We start from the raw sequence: 13,615 nt of genomic DNA, 5'->3' as shown, positions 1-13,615 counted from the left end.
CTGGCCCGAAGGCGGGCTGGATGGATTAGGCGAGCGAGCGCGTGGCGGCCAGGCCGCGCATGAAGTCTTCGCAGCGTTCGAGTTGCGCCAGGCTCACGAACTCGTCGGGCTGGTGCGCCTGGTTGATGCTGCCGGGCCCGCACACCACGGTGGGGATGCCCGAGTTCTTGAACAGCCCCGCCTCGGTGCCGAAGGCCACCAGGGTGGTGCCGGCTTCGCCCGACAGGCGCTGCGCCAGACGGGTGACGGCATCGCCCGCCGAGCCGAGGAAGCTCGGGATCTCGCAGATCGTCTCGAAGCGGAAGCCGGCCTCGGGTGCTACCGTTTTCATAGCTATCTGCGCTTGATCCGCGTACGCCAGAACCTGTTTTTGCATCGCTACCGCGTCGGCGGTCGGCAGATCGCGGAATTCGTAGCGGAACTCGGCGTCGCGCGGCACGACGTTGTCGGCGATGCCGCCGTGGAACTGGCCCACGCTGGCGGTGGAGAACGGCACGTCGAAACCCTCGAAGCGCGGTTCGTTGGCCTGCATGTCCTCGGCCATGTCGCGGATCTTGCCCACCACGCGGGCCGCCATCTCGATGGCGTTGACCGACATCGGCGTGAGCGAGGAATGCGCCTCCTTGCCGCGCACGCAGCACTTGTAGCGGTAGACGCCCTTGTGCGCGATGGCCGGCACCATGCTCGTGGGTTCGCCGACGATGCAGGCCAGCGGCTGGATGCCGGCCTCGCGCATGTCGGCGATCAGTTCCTTCACGCCGAAGCAGCCGACTTCCTCGTCGAAACTGAACGCCAGATGCACGGCGAAAGGTGCGGGGCTGTGCAGGAAATTCTCGGCGTGGGCCAGCGCGATGCCGATGAAGCTTTTCATGTCGCAGCTGCCGCGGCCGTAGAGCCTGTCGCCCTGCACCAGGGCGGCCAGCGGGTCCATGGTCCAATCCTGGCCGTCCCAGGGCACGGTGTCGGTGTGGCCCGAGAGGATGATGCCGGCCGGCTTGCCCTCGCCCAGCGTGGCGAACAGGTTGGCCTTGGTCTTGTCGGCGTTGTAGCTGAGGCGGCTCTGCACGCCCAGCCGGCGCAGTTCGTCGCGCACAAAGTGGATGAGTTCGAGGTTGGAGTTGCGGCTGACGGTGTTCATGCGAACCAGCGTCTGGGCCAGTTCGAGGGCTTTGGTGGAGATCATGGCATCATTTTGAGCCATACCGGCGCGCCGCGCCGGCCACCGCTCAAACGGCGGACTGGTTGCTGGCCCGAAGCGTGCATGCACGGCGCATGCCATCGGCCGGCCGTCCGGATGCCCGGTTCTGGTTCATCGCCATAGGAAGATCCCCATGAAAGTCATCGATTCCATCGTCACCGAGGCCGCCGCCATCAAGGCCGTGCGCCGCGACATCCATGCCCACCCCGAACTCTGCTTCGAAGAGGTGCGCACGGCCGACGTGGTGGCCGGCAAGCTCACCGAATGGGGCGTTCCCATCCACCGAGGACTCGGCACGACGGGCGTGATCGGCATCATCCAAAACGGCAGCAGCACCCGCGCCGTCGGCCTGCGCGCCGACATGGACGCGCTGCCGCTGCAGGAGTTCAACACCTTTGCACACAAGAGCCAACATGACGGCAAGATGCACGCCTGTGGCCACGACGGCCACACCGCCATGCTCCTGGCCGCGGCCCAGCACCTGGCGAAGCACCGCAACTTCGACGGCACGGTCTACCTGATCTTCCAGCCGGCCGAAGAGGGCGGCGGCGGTGCGCGCGAGATGATCAAGGAAGGCCTGTTCGAACAGTTCCCGATGGAGGCCGTGTTCGGCATGCACAACTGGCCGGGCATGAAGCTGGGCCAGTTCGCGGTCAGCCCCGGCCCGGTGATGGCGTCGAGCAACGAATTCAAGATCACCATCCATGGCAAGGGCAGCCACGCGGCCATGCCGCATTTCGGCGTCGACCCGGTGCCGATCGCCTGCCAGATCGTGCAGGGTTTCCAGACCATCATCACGCGCAACAAGAAGCCGATGGACGCGGGCGTGATCTCGGTGACCATGATCCACGCCGGCTCGGCCACCAACGTGTTGCCCGACAGCTGCGAGCTGCAGGGCACGGTGCGCACCTTCTCTCTGGAGGTGCTGGACCTGATCGAGGAACGCATGCGGCAGGTGGCCGAGAACATCGTCGCCGCCTTCGGCGCGCGCTGCGAGTTCGCGTTCAAGCGCAACTACCCGCCGACGGTGAACGATCCCGCGCAGGCCGCGTTCGCCCGCGAGGTGATGGCCGGCATCGTCGGCGCCGACAACGTGGTGGCGCAGGAGCCGACCATGGGCGCCGAGGATTTTGCGTTCATGCTGCAGGCCAAGCCCGGTGCCTATGTGTTCATCGCCAACGGCGACGGCACGCACCGCGACATGGGCCACGGCGGCGGGCCGTGCACGCTGCACAACCCGAGTTACGATTTCAACGACGACCTGATTCCGCTGGGCGCCACCTACTGGGTGCAGCTGGCCGAGGCCTTCCTGGCCAAGGCCTGAGACCGGCGCACGAACCGCCATGATCGGTGTCATCGATGCCTTCTCCGCGCGCTACGCCCAGGCGCGGCTCAAATTCCTCGAAGCGGCGGCCAGCGCCGGTCTGGCCGTCGTGTCGCACGTGCATCCGGCGCTGGGCCGCGACGGCGAAGCCCTGGCCGTGGACGCGGCGCTCGATGGCGCGCACGACGCCGAGCGGCTGTTGATCGTCACCAGTGCCTGCCACGGTGTGGAGGGCCACGCGGGCAGCGGCGTGCAGGTGTTCGCGCTGCACGACGAGGAATGGCGCGACAAGGCGCACGCCGCGGGTGTGGCGGTGTTGTATGTGCATGCGCTCAACCCCTACGGCTTTTCGCACACGCGGCGGGTGACCCAGGAAAACGTCGACCTGAACCGCAATTTCCAGGATTTCTCGCAGCCGCTGCCCGTCAATGCGGCCTACCGCGAAGTGCATGCGTTGCTGCTGCCCGACGAATGGCCGCCGAGCCTGGCCAACACCGCGTCCATCGCGCTGTATGTGGCGACACACGGCCCGAAGGCGCTGCAGGCCGCGATCTCGCAGGGCCAGCACGAGTACGCCGACGGCCTGTTCTACGGCGGCGTGGCGCCGACCTGGAGCAACCTCGCCTGGCGCAGGTTGCTGCAGGCCTATGCCAGCCGTGCGCGCCGGCTGGCCTGGATCGACCTGCACACGGGCCTGGGCACGAGCGGCATCGGCGAACGCATCTTCGCCGGCCGTAACGAGCCCGCTGCGCTGCAACGCGCCAGGGACTGGTGGGGCCAGGAGGTGACTTCGATCTACGACGGATCTTCGAGCTCGGCTTTTCTCACTGGCCTGGCGTTCAACGCCGTCCACGACGAATGCCCGCACGCCGAATACACCGGCATCGCGCTCGAATACGGCACGCTGCCGCTGCTGCAGATGATGCAGGCGCTGCGTGGCGACCATTGGCTACACCAGCACCCCGAGGCGCCGCCCGCGCTGGCGGCCGACATCAAGCGGCATCTGCTGGAGGCGTTCTACACCGACACCGACGCCTGGAAAGGCCAGGTGATCAGCCAGGCACGGCAGGCGATGTTCCAGGCGGTGGACGGTTTATCCCGTTCGGGCTGAGCCTGTCGACGCCGGTGAGTTGACTATCTGCCCTTCGATAGGCTCAGGCCCTTCGACAGGCTCAGGATGATCGGGCCCTTCGACAGGCTCAGGGCGAGCGGGGGGGGGGGTGACGTCAGGCTGCGAAGCGCAGCTTCGCCATCTCCAGCAGTCCATCGAAGATCAGGTTGTCCACCAGTTCGAAGGCCACCGACATGCTCGGCGCCATCTTCCAGCCCGCGCCGCCGGTCATGGTGCACACCGGTTCGGCGCCGCAGTGCATGCGCACGTGCTGCACCATGCGTTCCACCGCGCCGGCAATCGCATAGGTGCCGCCGCTGGTCAGCGCGTCGCTGGTGTTGGTGGGGAATTCGCGCACTTCGCCGGTGGGCACGTGCAGGCCGGCCGTGCCGGACTCGAGCGCGCGCAGCATGATGCCGTGGCCGGGCAGGATCAGGCCGCCGAGGAATTTGCCTTCGGCGTCGATGGCCTCCACGGTCACCGCGGTGCCGACCATCACCACCACCATCGGCCGCGCCGGGCCGCGCGCGAGCATGCGGTGACGCGCGCCGATCATGGCCACCCAGCGGTCGGCGCCGAGCCGCGTGGGGTGGTCGTAGCCGTTGACCAGGCCCGCCTCGGCGGCGCTGGAGACCACCCATTGCGGCGCAACGTCCCAGATTTCCATCTGCTCGTGCACGCGCCGCTTCACCGCGTCGCCGGCCACGATGCAGCCCAGCATGTGGGTCGGGGTGGACAACGCGCTCCACGGGCCGTCGGCGAGTTTGTCGATGTTCTCGAGGAACTCCGCGCCATGCGCCAACAGCTTCGCTCCGGGCCTCGGCTCGGAGTATTGCGACCATTTCAGCCGCGTGTTGCCAATGTCGATTGCGAGGAAGCTCATCCTTTGTCTCCGTATTGGCGTGTGCGCATTATCATCAAACCGGCAGGCCCACCCGCCGGTGCGCCGCGACGCCGCCTTCACCGGCGTTCCCGGCTCTGGCCGGTGGCCGCCCCCCGGATTGTTGGCGCACGGGAATAAATGAATTCCCGAAAGGCGGATTTATCCCGCGGCGCATCGCACCTACATTCTTTCCATCGCGGCGCCCTCCTGGTGCCGCTCCGTCAAAGGAAAGAACCATGGCCACCATCTCCCCACCGTCGCTCCAGAAGATCGCCTTCATCACCGGGGGCAACCGCGGCATCGGTTTCGAAACGGCGAAGCAGCTCGGCCAGCTCGGCATCCTGCCGGTGATCGGCGTGCGCAATGCCGAAGCCGGTCAGCAGGCGTTGACGCAATTGCGCGAGGCCGGCGTCGAGGCCGAAGCCATCGTGTTCGATGCCACCAAGCGCGCCGACCGGGAAAAGGCCTTCGCCTATTTCGAGTCCCGTGCCGGCAGGCTCGACATCCTGATCAACAACGCGGGCGTCTACCTCGAAGGCGAACCAGGGGTGGCGCAGGCCCACACGGCCTCGAACGTGCCCGAACACGTGTTGCGCGACACGCTGGAGACCAATTTCTTCGCCCCGGTGGCACTGACCCAGTTGCTGCTGCCGCTGCTGCGCAAATCGGCGGCCGGGCGCATCGTCAACCTGTCGAGCATCCTCGGTTCGCTCACGCTGCATTCCGATCCCACCTCGCCCATCTATGAGGCCAAGGCCACGGCGTACGACAGCTCGAAGACCGCGCTCAACGCCTACACGGTGCATCTGGGCTACGAGCTCAAGGACAGCGCGGTCAAGGTCAATTCGGCGCATCCGGGCTGGGTGCAGACCTCGATGGGCGGCAGCGCCGCGCCGATGAGCGTCGTCGATGGCGCGCGGACCAGCGTGATCCTGGCCACCTTGCCGGCCGATGGGCCCAACGGTGGCTTCTTCCACATGAACGATCCATTGCCCTGGTAGGTCGAGATGCACACTGCAACTTCCGAAGGTGCCGCACCAGCCGGCACCGGTGACGCCCTTTTCGCGCGATCGCCGCGCGCCGCCTGGCTGGCCGTGGCTTCCATGGCGGTCGGGACCTTCGCCACCGTCACCACCGAATTCATGCCGATCGGGCTGTTGACCAACATCGCCGAGGGGCTGAACGTGTCCGAGGGCACGGCCGGCCTGATGGTGACGATTCCCGGCATCTTCGCGGCGCTGGCCGGGCCGGCGCTGATCGTGCTGTCGGGCCGGCTCGACCGCCGCGCCGTGCTGGTCGCTTTGTCGGCGCTCCTGGTGGTGTCGAACCTGCTCGCGGCCTTCGCGCCGAACTTCGGTACGATGCTGGTGGCACGCTTCTTCCTCGGCCTGTGTGTGGGCGGCTTCTGGACTTTTGCGCCCAGCGCCACCTCGCACCTGGTACCGGCGGCGCTGCTGCCGCGCGCCATGTCGATCGTGCTGGCCGGCATTTCGGCAGCCACCGTGTTCGGCGTGCCGGCCGGCGCCCTGCTCGGCAACCTGGCCGGCTGGCGCGCTGCCTTCGGCGTGACGGCGGCGCTGGCCGCGGGCGTGCTGATGTTCCAGATGTGGCTGTTGCCGCGCATGCCGCCGGCGCGCGCGATCCGTCCGCGCGACCTGCTCACGCCGCTGATGCGGCCGATGGCCCAGGTCGGGCTGCTCACCGTGCTGTTCCTCATTGCCGGCCATTTCGCGGCGTTCACCTACCTCAAGCCTTTGCTGCTGCAAGTGTTCGGCCTGGCGCCGGACGCGGTCACCGTGCTGCTGCTGGTCTATGGCGTTGCGGGATTCGTCGGTACCTTCGTCGGCGGCAGCCTCGTGGCCCGCAGCGTGCGCGGGACGACACTGTCCGCGGCCCTGTTGATCGCCGGCGTGCTGGGGCTGGCGGTGCTCACTGGCGGCGCCGGCGGCCTGGCGATGGGTGCGGCGGTGGTCGTGGTCTGGGGCCTGGGTTTCGGCCTGATCCCGGTGGCGTTCACCAGCTGGATGCTGGAAGCCGTGCCCGACGCGCCGGAGGCTGGACAGGCGCTGCTGGTCAGCGGCTTCCAGGTGGCGATCGCATTGGGCGCCGCGCTCGGCGGCATCGCGGTCGACAGCCACGGGGTGACGAGCGCCATCGGCCTGGGTGGTGCCGCTGCCCTGCTCGCGGCCATCGTGGTGGCCACGCTGGGCCATGTGAAGACGCGCAAGCCGGCACTGCCGCAAAAACCGCGCTTCACCGTCAAGGGCCAGCCGCCGCTGCCACTGCCCTGACAGGTGGCTAGGAGGCACCGCCCCATTGATCGAGTGCCTCCAGGGCCTCGTCGAAGCGGAAGTCGTCCACGGCCTGGGTGATCGCGTGGATCGGCTGCTGGGCCGCGCTGCCGGCGGCGGCGCGGCGCAAGGCCGCCACCAGCGCCACGGCTTCCGGGTCGGATTCGACGAGCAGGGTGCGCAGTCGCTGCGTGAGGCGCGCCAGTTCGGCTTTCGCCTCGGCCGCACCACCCGCGGGCGGTGTCGCCGGTCCATTGGCCGCTGTCCACGTGCGCAGTTCCTCGAGCACTGGCCCGAGTTCGCGCTGTACCACCGCCAGCAGTGCAAGTTGCGCCGCACGGGGGCGGCCCTGGTCGCAGGCCAGTTCCAGCTCGGTGGCGGCCTGCCACACGGCGTTGGCGCCGATGGTGCCGGCCGTGCCGCGCAGCGTGTGGGCCATGCGCGTGGCCAGCGCCATGTCGCCGCGTTCGACCGCCGCCGCGAAGCCGGTGCCGAAGTCGCGATGCCCTTCGGCGAACTTGATCAACATGCGGCGGTATAGGCCTTGGTTCTGCTGGGTGCGGCGCAGGCCGGCCGCCGTGTCGATGGTGCGCAGTGCGTCCAGCGGCCGGCCATCGACGGGGGCGGCGGATGTGGCGGGTGCGGCAGGCACAGGTGGTGCTGCGGCCGGTGCCGGCGAGGGCGCCATGCCGAGCGCGGCGCGCTGGCGCTGCCGCGGTTTGATCCAGCGCGCGAGCACGTTGAACATCTCGTCCACATCGATGGGTTTGGAGATGTGGTCGTTCATGCCCACGGCCAGCACGCGTTCGCGGTCGCCGGCCATGGCGTTGGCGGTCATGGCCAGCACCGGCATGGTGGTCAGGCGTGGGTCGTCGCGGATGGCGCGCGTGGCCTCGAAGCCGTCCATCACGGGCATCTGGCAATCCATGAGGATGCCGTCGAAGGCGATGTCATCTTGCAGCACGTGCAGCGCGTCGCGGCCATTCTGGGCCAGCACCACCTGCATGCCCGCGTCGCTCAGCAATTCCATGGCCAGTTCCTGGTTCAGCAGGTTGTCCTCCACCAACAGCACCCTGGCGCCGACCAGGCTGCGCGGCGCGCCCGGGGCGGGCGACCGTTCGCCGCCGCGCGCCTTGCCCGGTTGGCAGCGCCCCAGCACTTCCGCCACCGTCTCGAGCAGCGTCGAAGGGGTCACCGGCTTGGTCAGCACGGCCTGCAGCGACACGCCGGCGGCATGGGCCGAGTCCATCACGTCATCGCGTTCATAGGCCGTGACCATGATGCTGGCCGCGTCGATGCGCACGCGCTGGTTCTGCAACTGACGCAAGGCCTCGACGCCGTTCATGCCGGGCATCTTCCAATCGACAAAAAGCAGCTCGTAGGGCGTCCCCGCGCGGGCCGCGTCGCTGGCCATCCTGACCGCCACGGCGCCGCTGTCGGCGAGTTCCACGGCCAGGCCCATGTCGCGCGCCAGGGCCGCGGTGACGGTGCGCGCGATTTCGTTGTCGTCCACCACGAGTGCGCGCCGGCCCCTGAGTTCGTCGGCCTGCAGCATGCGTGCCGGGCCGGCCTGGGACGTTGCTTCCTGCAGGCCGAAGGGCAGCTCGAAACGGAAACTCGAGCCCTTGCCGGGCAGGCTGGAGGCCTCGATCCGGCCGTGCATGAGTTCCACCAGGCTCTTGCAGATCGCCAGGCCCAGCCCGGTGCCGCCGTATTTGCGCGAAGTCGAGCTGTCCGCCTGGCTGAACGAGGCGAACAACCGCTCGAGCTGAGGCGGCGACATGCCGATGCCGGTGTCCTTCACCTGGAACGACAGTGTCGCATCCGCGCCGGGCCCGCCCAGCTTGCGCACGGCGACGGTGATCTCGCCCTGGTCGGTGAACTTGACAGCGTTGTTGCCCAGGTTGATCAGCACCTGGCCGAGCCGCAGTGGGTCGCCGACCAGCGCGTCGGGGACGTCGCGGGCCACGTCGAAGACCAGCTCCAGCCCTTTGTCCTCGGCCTTGTAGCCGACCTGGTTGGCCAGGTTGTCCAGCACCTCCGCGAGGCTGAACGGAATGTTTTCCACCGCCAGCTTGCCGGCGTCGATCTTCGAGAAATCGAGGATGTCGTTGATGATGCCAAGCAGGCCCTTCGCCGATCGATGGACCTTATCCACGTAGTTGCGCTGGCGCGGGTTGAGGTCGGTCTTCAGCGCCAGCATCGACATGCCGATGATGGCGTTCATCGGCGTGCGGATCTCATGGCTCATGTTGGCCAGGAAGTCGCTCTTGGCGCGCGCCGCTTCCTCGGCCTGTTCCTTGGCCGCGCGCAGGTCCTGCATGAGGCGCGAATTCTGCTCGCCGAGCCGCGCGTCCATCACGGTGATCAGGATGGTGAAGCCGAGGATCAGGAACGCGCCGGCACTCACCGCCGTGGCCAGGCCGTCGGAAGGCAGGCTCCAGGCGCTGGACACGCTCACGCAGTTGTCGGCGAAATGAGCGGCCTCCATGCCGGTGTAGTGCATGGCCGCCACCGCGCAGCCCATCACCGCTGCGCCCAGCACCTGCGTGCGGTGCGAGGCCCGTGCGCCGGCCTGGCGGAAGGCGAGCCAAACGCCGACGCTGGCGAACGACACCGCCACCACCACGGACAGCGCCACCATGCCGACGTCGAAGCGCAGCACCGGCGCGATTTCGATCGCCGCCATGCCCGCGTAGTGCATGCCGCCGATGCCGGCGCCCAGGATCAGTGAGCCGAGCGCGATGTGGACGGCATGGGGCTGGCGCACGCGCCGGATCATGTAGAGCAAGAGCCCGAAAGCCGCGGTAGACGGCAGCATCGAGGCCAAGGTCAGCGGCGCGCTGTAGCTCAGGCTCAGGCCGGGATTCAGCGGCAGCCGCAGCGCCAGCATGCCGATGAAATGCATGGCCCAGATGCCGAAGCCCATGGCCAGCGCACCGCCGGCCAGCCACGGGCGCCATGTGGCCTCTTCGTTGGTAACCACGCGCCTGGCCAGGCCGAGCGCCGCGTAGGAAGCCACGATGGCGATGGCCACCGACAGCAGCACGAGCCAGGGGTTGTAGCTGCTAGCCAATCGAAGGGCCTCCGTGGCCGCGCGCCCTGCAAATCTCAGCTTGCACCGTGGTATTCATGCCGCGACCACCTTTTTTGGAGAAGTCCCGATCGGTAGGGCAGGGCCTTGGAATGCCGTGCCTAACACCGATTGTTTCGAATGTTTCAAAAGTATAGGGCAGGGTGTTACATGTCGCAATGACCGTGCGCTCGCCCTTTGGGGTGCCGGGGCTTTGTGTAGCTTGCACCAGTGCAAGCGGCATGTCGCCCGTTCGATTGACAAAATAATGCGTACACTCATACTCAAAAGAGACGGCAGCCGAGCGTCAGTCGCCCGCGGAAAATGTGTTTCGCCGGGCATTTCCTCTCCCCCACGAACAGGTTGAAAAAATGGTGAAACTTGAAATCAACGGTCGAATGCAGGACTTCGACGTGACGGATGACGTGCCCCTGCTTTGGGTGCTGCGCGACGTGGCCCACATGACGGGCACGAAGTTCGGCTGCGGCATGGCGCTGTGCGGCGCCTGCACCGTGCATGTGGACGGTGAGGCCACGCGTTCCTGCGTGCTGCCGGTGTCGGCCGTGGTCGGCCGCAAGATCACCACCATCGAGGGTGTGTCGGCCACGCCGGCCGGGCGTGCCACGCAGGCGGCCTGGATCGCCAGCGAAGTCGTGCAGTGCGGCTACTGCCAGTCGGGTCAGATCATGTCGGCGGCGGCGCTGCTGGCCAAGAACAAGAACCCGAGCGACGCCGACATCGACGGCGCCATGGCCGGCAACATCTGCCGCTGCGGCACCTATCCGCGCATCCGTGCCGCGATCAAGGTCGCCGCGCAGTCGCCATTGGTCAAGGGGGCATGACCATGGGATTGCGCGACATGCTCGATTTATCCGCGCCCGGCGCATCGCCCTCGCGGCGTGGCTTCCTCAAGGTCTCCGGCGCGGTCGGCGGCGGCCTGATGGTCGGCTGGTGGCCCCTGGCGGATGCTGCGGATGCCGCGGCGGCCAGCGCCGCCCGGCCAGGCTACGAGGCCAATGCCTTCATCACCATCGGCGCCGACGACAGTGTCACGCTGACCATGGCCAAGGTCGAGATGGGCCAGGGCATCTACACCGCCCTGGCCACGCTGATGGCCGAGGAACTGGAGGTGGACATGAACCGGGTGGTGCTGCGTGCCGCACCGCCCGATGCCAAGGCCTACGGCGCGCCGTTCGGCGACCAGTTCACCGGCGGCTCGCTGAGCATCCGCACCATGTGGGAGCCGATGCGCCAGACCGGCGCGGCCACGCGCATGGTGCTGGTCCAGGCCGCGGCGGATGGCTGGAAGGTCCCGGTGGCGGCCTGCCATGCCGAACATGGCGAGGTGGTGCATGCGGCCAGCGGCCGGCGCATCCGTTACGGCCAGCTCGTGGCCGCGGCCTCGCGCCTGCCGGCGCCGCAGAAGGTCGCCCTCAAGCCGGCCAGCGCCTTCAAGCTGATCGGCAAGCCGCTCAAGCGCCTGGACACGCAGGCCAAGACCAATGGCACGGCGCGCTTCGGCATCGACGCCGTGTTGCCCGGCATGCTGTTCGCATCGGTGGCGGCGTCACCGGTGTTCGGCGGCCGGCTCCAGTCGGTGAACGATGCCAAGGCGCTGGCCTTGCCTGGCGTGCGCCAGGTGGTGAAGCTACCCAACGCCGTCGCGGTGGTGGCCGACAACACCTGGTACGCGCGCCAGGGCGTGGCTGCGCTCGAGATCGTCTGGGACGAGGGCGCCAACGCCGCGCTCACCACGGCCGCGATGCAGGCCACCGTGTCGGCCGCGCTGTTGCGCCCCGGTGCGGTGGCGCGCAACCAGGGTGATGCGCAGAAGATGGTCGATGCCGATCCGAAGAAGGTCGAGGCCACCTATTTCAATCCGCTGCTCGCGCACGCGCCGATGGAGCCGATGAATTGCACCGTGCACGTGCGCGCGGACAGCGCCGACATCTGGGTCGGCACCCAGGTGCCGGCCCGCGCGCGTGATGCGGCGGCGAAGATCCTCGGCCTCGCCCCCGAGAAGGTCACGCTGCACAACCATCTGCTCGGCGGCGGCTTCGGCCGCCGCCTGGAGCACGACTACATCGACCAGGCCGTGGCCATCGCACGGCAGGTGCCGGTGCCGCTGAAGGTGACCTGGACGCGCGAGGAGGACATCCAGCACGACATCTTCCGCGGCATGTATGCGCACAAGGTGTCCGCCACGCTCGACACCCAGGGTTTCCCGTTGGCGCTGGTGCACAAGCTGTCGGGCCCGTCCACGCTGGCCACGTTTGCGCCGGGCTGGATCAAGGCCGACCAGGTCGACATCGACGCGGTGGACGGCTCGGTGGGCTACCCGTACGAGATCGCCAACATGCGCACCGAACACACGCGCGAGGACGGCGCCATCCCCACCGGCTTCTGGCGCGGCGTCGGCCCCACGCGCAACCTGCTGGTGCTCGAGAGCTTCATGGACGAACTGGCTTTCAAGGCCGGCAAGGATCCGCTGGCCTACCGGCTGGCCATGCTGTCGAAGAACCCGCGCGCCACCAAGGTGCTGAAGACCGCGGCCGAACGCGCGGGCTGGGGGGCGCCGCTGCCGGCGCGTTCAGGCCGCGGCATCGCGCTGATGTTCGCGTGGGATACCTACCTGGCGCAAGTGGTCGACGTGGCGGTGGACGACGACGGCACGGTCAAGGTGCAGCGCGTGGTGTGCGTGGTCGACTGCGGTACGGTCGTCAATCCGGACACGGTGGCCGCGCAGATCCAGGGTGGCATCAACTTCGGATTGACGGCCGCGCTGTATGGCGAGATCACCATCGACAAGGGGCGCGCCGTGCAGAGCAATTTCCACGACTACCCGATGCTGCGCATGAACGAGGCGCCGCGCATCGATGTGGAGATCGTGCCCAGCACCGAGCCGCCGGGGGGCATCGGCGAGCCTGGCACGGCGGGTGTGGGGGCCGCGTTCGTGAATGCGGTGTTCGCGGCCACCGGCAAGCGTCTGTACAGCCTGCCGGCCAAGCCCGAGCAACTGGCCAAGGCGGCCAAGGCGGTCTGAAGACCGCGCGGCGTTACGGTCCGGCCGTCAGTGCACGCAGGCCTGGATGGCCGCCGCCACGCGGGTGGCGGCTTTCTTTCGCGCCGGGCCGCTCAACACCGCCGAGCCCAGGCCGTGGCGCATCGTGGCCAGGCCGATCACATGGGAGGCGATCAGCGTGGCGCGCAACTCGGCGTCGCGCCCGCCGATCAACCGGGCCAGAGGGCGCACAAACTCGGCGTGGAAGCGCTCGGCCACCATGGCCGCGATCGGCGGATTCCCGGTGGCGCGCAGCAGCACGCTCAGCCCGTCGAAGCGTGGCGGCTCGCCGCCCTTGCCGCGTGCCGACGGCGGCTCGAGGACCTGCCGTACCAGGGTTTCGCCGATCGCGTCGACATCGGCGCTCACGGCTTCGCTCAATACGAATCCGCCTTCGATGACTTCGGCGAACAGGTTTTCCTTGCCGCCGAAATAGCGGTTGACCAGCGCGGCATCGACGCCGGCATCGCCCGCGATCTCGCGGGTGCCGACGTTCTCGAAACTGTTCTGTGAAAACCGCATGCGCGCGGCGGCGAGGATGCGCTCACGGGTGTTGGCCGCGTTGCGTGTCGGGACGGCCTCGACGGGTGGTGGACTGCTTTTTTTTCTCACCGGGGGCTCCTGTAGACGAAAGTTCAACGCATTTTTTCATCGGATGTTGACCAAGACAAGCC

General features: G+C 68.1%; 10 protein-coding genes. 6 read left to right on the top strand and 4 right to left on the bottom strand.

Annotated features, from left to right (window positions below; translation table 11 throughout):
* Positions 1-25 precede the first annotated feature (25 nt).
* A complete protein-coding gene (gene argE / locus RD110_RS25490; RefSeq protein WP_076205671.1) occupies positions 26-1,183 on the bottom strand; it encodes an acetylornithine deacetylase in 1,158 nt (385 codons plus the stop codon).
* 148 nt (positions 1,184-1,331) lie between these two features.
* Between argE and RD110_RS25485 the strand changes: the two genes are divergently transcribed.
* A complete protein-coding gene (locus RD110_RS25485; protein WP_076203510.1) occupies positions 1,332-2,522 on the top strand; it encodes a M20 aminoacylase family protein in 1,191 nt (396 codons plus the stop codon).
* A 19-nt stretch (positions 2,523-2,541) separates the two neighbouring features.
* Entirely contained in the window at positions 2,542-3,633 is a 1,092-nt protein-coding gene (locus tag RD110_RS25480) for a M14 family metallopeptidase (RefSeq protein WP_076203507.1), read from the top strand.
* Positions 3,634-3,748: 115 nt separating this feature from the next.
* Here RD110_RS25480 and RD110_RS25475 read toward each other — a convergent pair whose 3' ends face one another.
* Positions 3,749-4,516, bottom strand: a complete 768-nt coding sequence (locus RD110_RS25475) for a type III pantothenate kinase (RefSeq protein WP_076203504.1) — start codon at positions 4,514-4,516, stop codon at positions 3,749-3,751.
* Positions 4,517-4,752: 236 nt separating this feature from the next.
* On the opposite strand from RD110_RS25475, the gene RD110_RS25470 reads away from it, so the two are divergent.
* Positions 4,753-5,517 (top strand): SDR family oxidoreductase, encoded by a 765-nt coding sequence (locus tag RD110_RS25470; RefSeq protein WP_076203502.1) that lies wholly within the window; start codon positions 4,753-4,755, stop codon positions 5,515-5,517.
* Positions 5,518-5,523: 6 nt separating this feature from the next.
* Complete coding sequence (locus tag RD110_RS25465) at positions 5,524-6,807, top strand: MFS transporter (protein WP_083686582.1); 1,284 nt, start codon at positions 5,524-5,526, stop codon at positions 6,805-6,807.
* A gap of 7 nt (positions 6,808-6,814) precedes the next feature.
* On the opposite strand, the gene RD110_RS25460 is transcribed toward RD110_RS25465, so the two are convergent.
* Complete coding sequence (locus RD110_RS25460; RefSeq protein ID WP_076203499.1) at positions 6,815-9,883, bottom strand: response regulator; 3,069 nt, start codon at positions 9,881-9,883, stop codon at positions 6,815-6,817.
* Between the two features lie 368 nt (positions 9,884-10,251).
* On the opposite strand from RD110_RS25460, the gene RD110_RS25455 reads away from it, so the two are divergent.
* Both RD110_RS25455 and RD110_RS25450 read left to right on the top strand, forming a co-directional pair.
* The gene (locus RD110_RS25455) at positions 10,252-10,722 is read left to right on the top strand and encodes a (2Fe-2S)-binding protein (RefSeq protein WP_076203496.1); all 471 of its coding nucleotides are present in this window, start codon (positions 10,252-10,254) and stop codon (positions 10,720-10,722) included.
* Between the two features lie 17 nt (positions 10,723-10,739).
* Positions 10,740-12,923, top strand: a complete 2,184-nt coding sequence (locus RD110_RS25450; protein WP_239467121.1) for a xanthine dehydrogenase family protein molybdopterin-binding subunit — start codon at positions 10,740-10,742, stop codon at positions 12,921-12,923.
* 27 nt (positions 12,924-12,950) lie between these two features.
* On the opposite strand, the gene RD110_RS25445 is transcribed toward RD110_RS25450, so the two are convergent.
* Complete coding sequence (locus tag RD110_RS25445) at positions 12,951-13,553, bottom strand: TetR/AcrR family transcriptional regulator (protein ID WP_157900326.1); 603 nt, start codon at positions 13,551-13,553, stop codon at positions 12,951-12,953.
* Positions 13,554-13,615: the final 62 nt, after the last annotated feature.

Origin of the sequence: Rhodoferax koreense (assembly GCF_001955695.1) — a bacterium.
In the GTDB taxonomy this organism is placed as follows: domain Bacteria; phylum Pseudomonadota; class Gammaproteobacteria; order Burkholderiales; family Burkholderiaceae_C; genus Rhodoferax_B; species Rhodoferax_B koreensis.
Note: the sequence above shows the minus strand (reverse complement) of the source record. Positions and strands in the feature narration are given on the sequence as shown.

Excerpts from the sequence above, each read along its gene's own strand:
- argE (WP_076205671.1), bottom strand. The coding sequence starts at position 1,183 with ATGATCTCCACCAAAGCCCTCGAACTGGCCCAGACGCTGGTTCGCATG.
- RD110_RS25485 (WP_076203510.1), top strand. The coding sequence starts at position 1,332 with ATGAAAGTCATCGATTCCATCGTCACCGAGGCCGCCGCCATCAAGGCC.
- RD110_RS25480 (WP_076203507.1), top strand. The coding sequence starts at position 2,542 with ATGATCGGTGTCATCGATGCCTTCTCCGCGCGCTACGCCCAGGCGCGG.
- RD110_RS25475 (WP_076203504.1), bottom strand. The coding sequence starts at position 4,516 with ATGAGCTTCCTCGCAATCGACATTGGCAACACGCGGCTGAAATGGTCG.
- RD110_RS25470 (WP_076203502.1), top strand. The coding sequence starts at position 4,753 with ATGGCCACCATCTCCCCACCGTCGCTCCAGAAGATCGCCTTCATCACC.
- RD110_RS25465 (WP_083686582.1), top strand. The coding sequence starts at position 5,524 with ATGCACACTGCAACTTCCGAAGGTGCCGCACCAGCCGGCACCGGTGAC.
- RD110_RS25455 (WP_076203496.1), top strand. The coding sequence starts at position 10,252 with ATGGTGAAACTTGAAATCAACGGTCGAATGCAGGACTTCGACGTGACG.
- RD110_RS25450 (WP_239467121.1), top strand. The coding sequence starts at position 10,740 with ATGCTCGATTTATCCGCGCCCGGCGCATCGCCCTCGCGGCGTGGCTTC.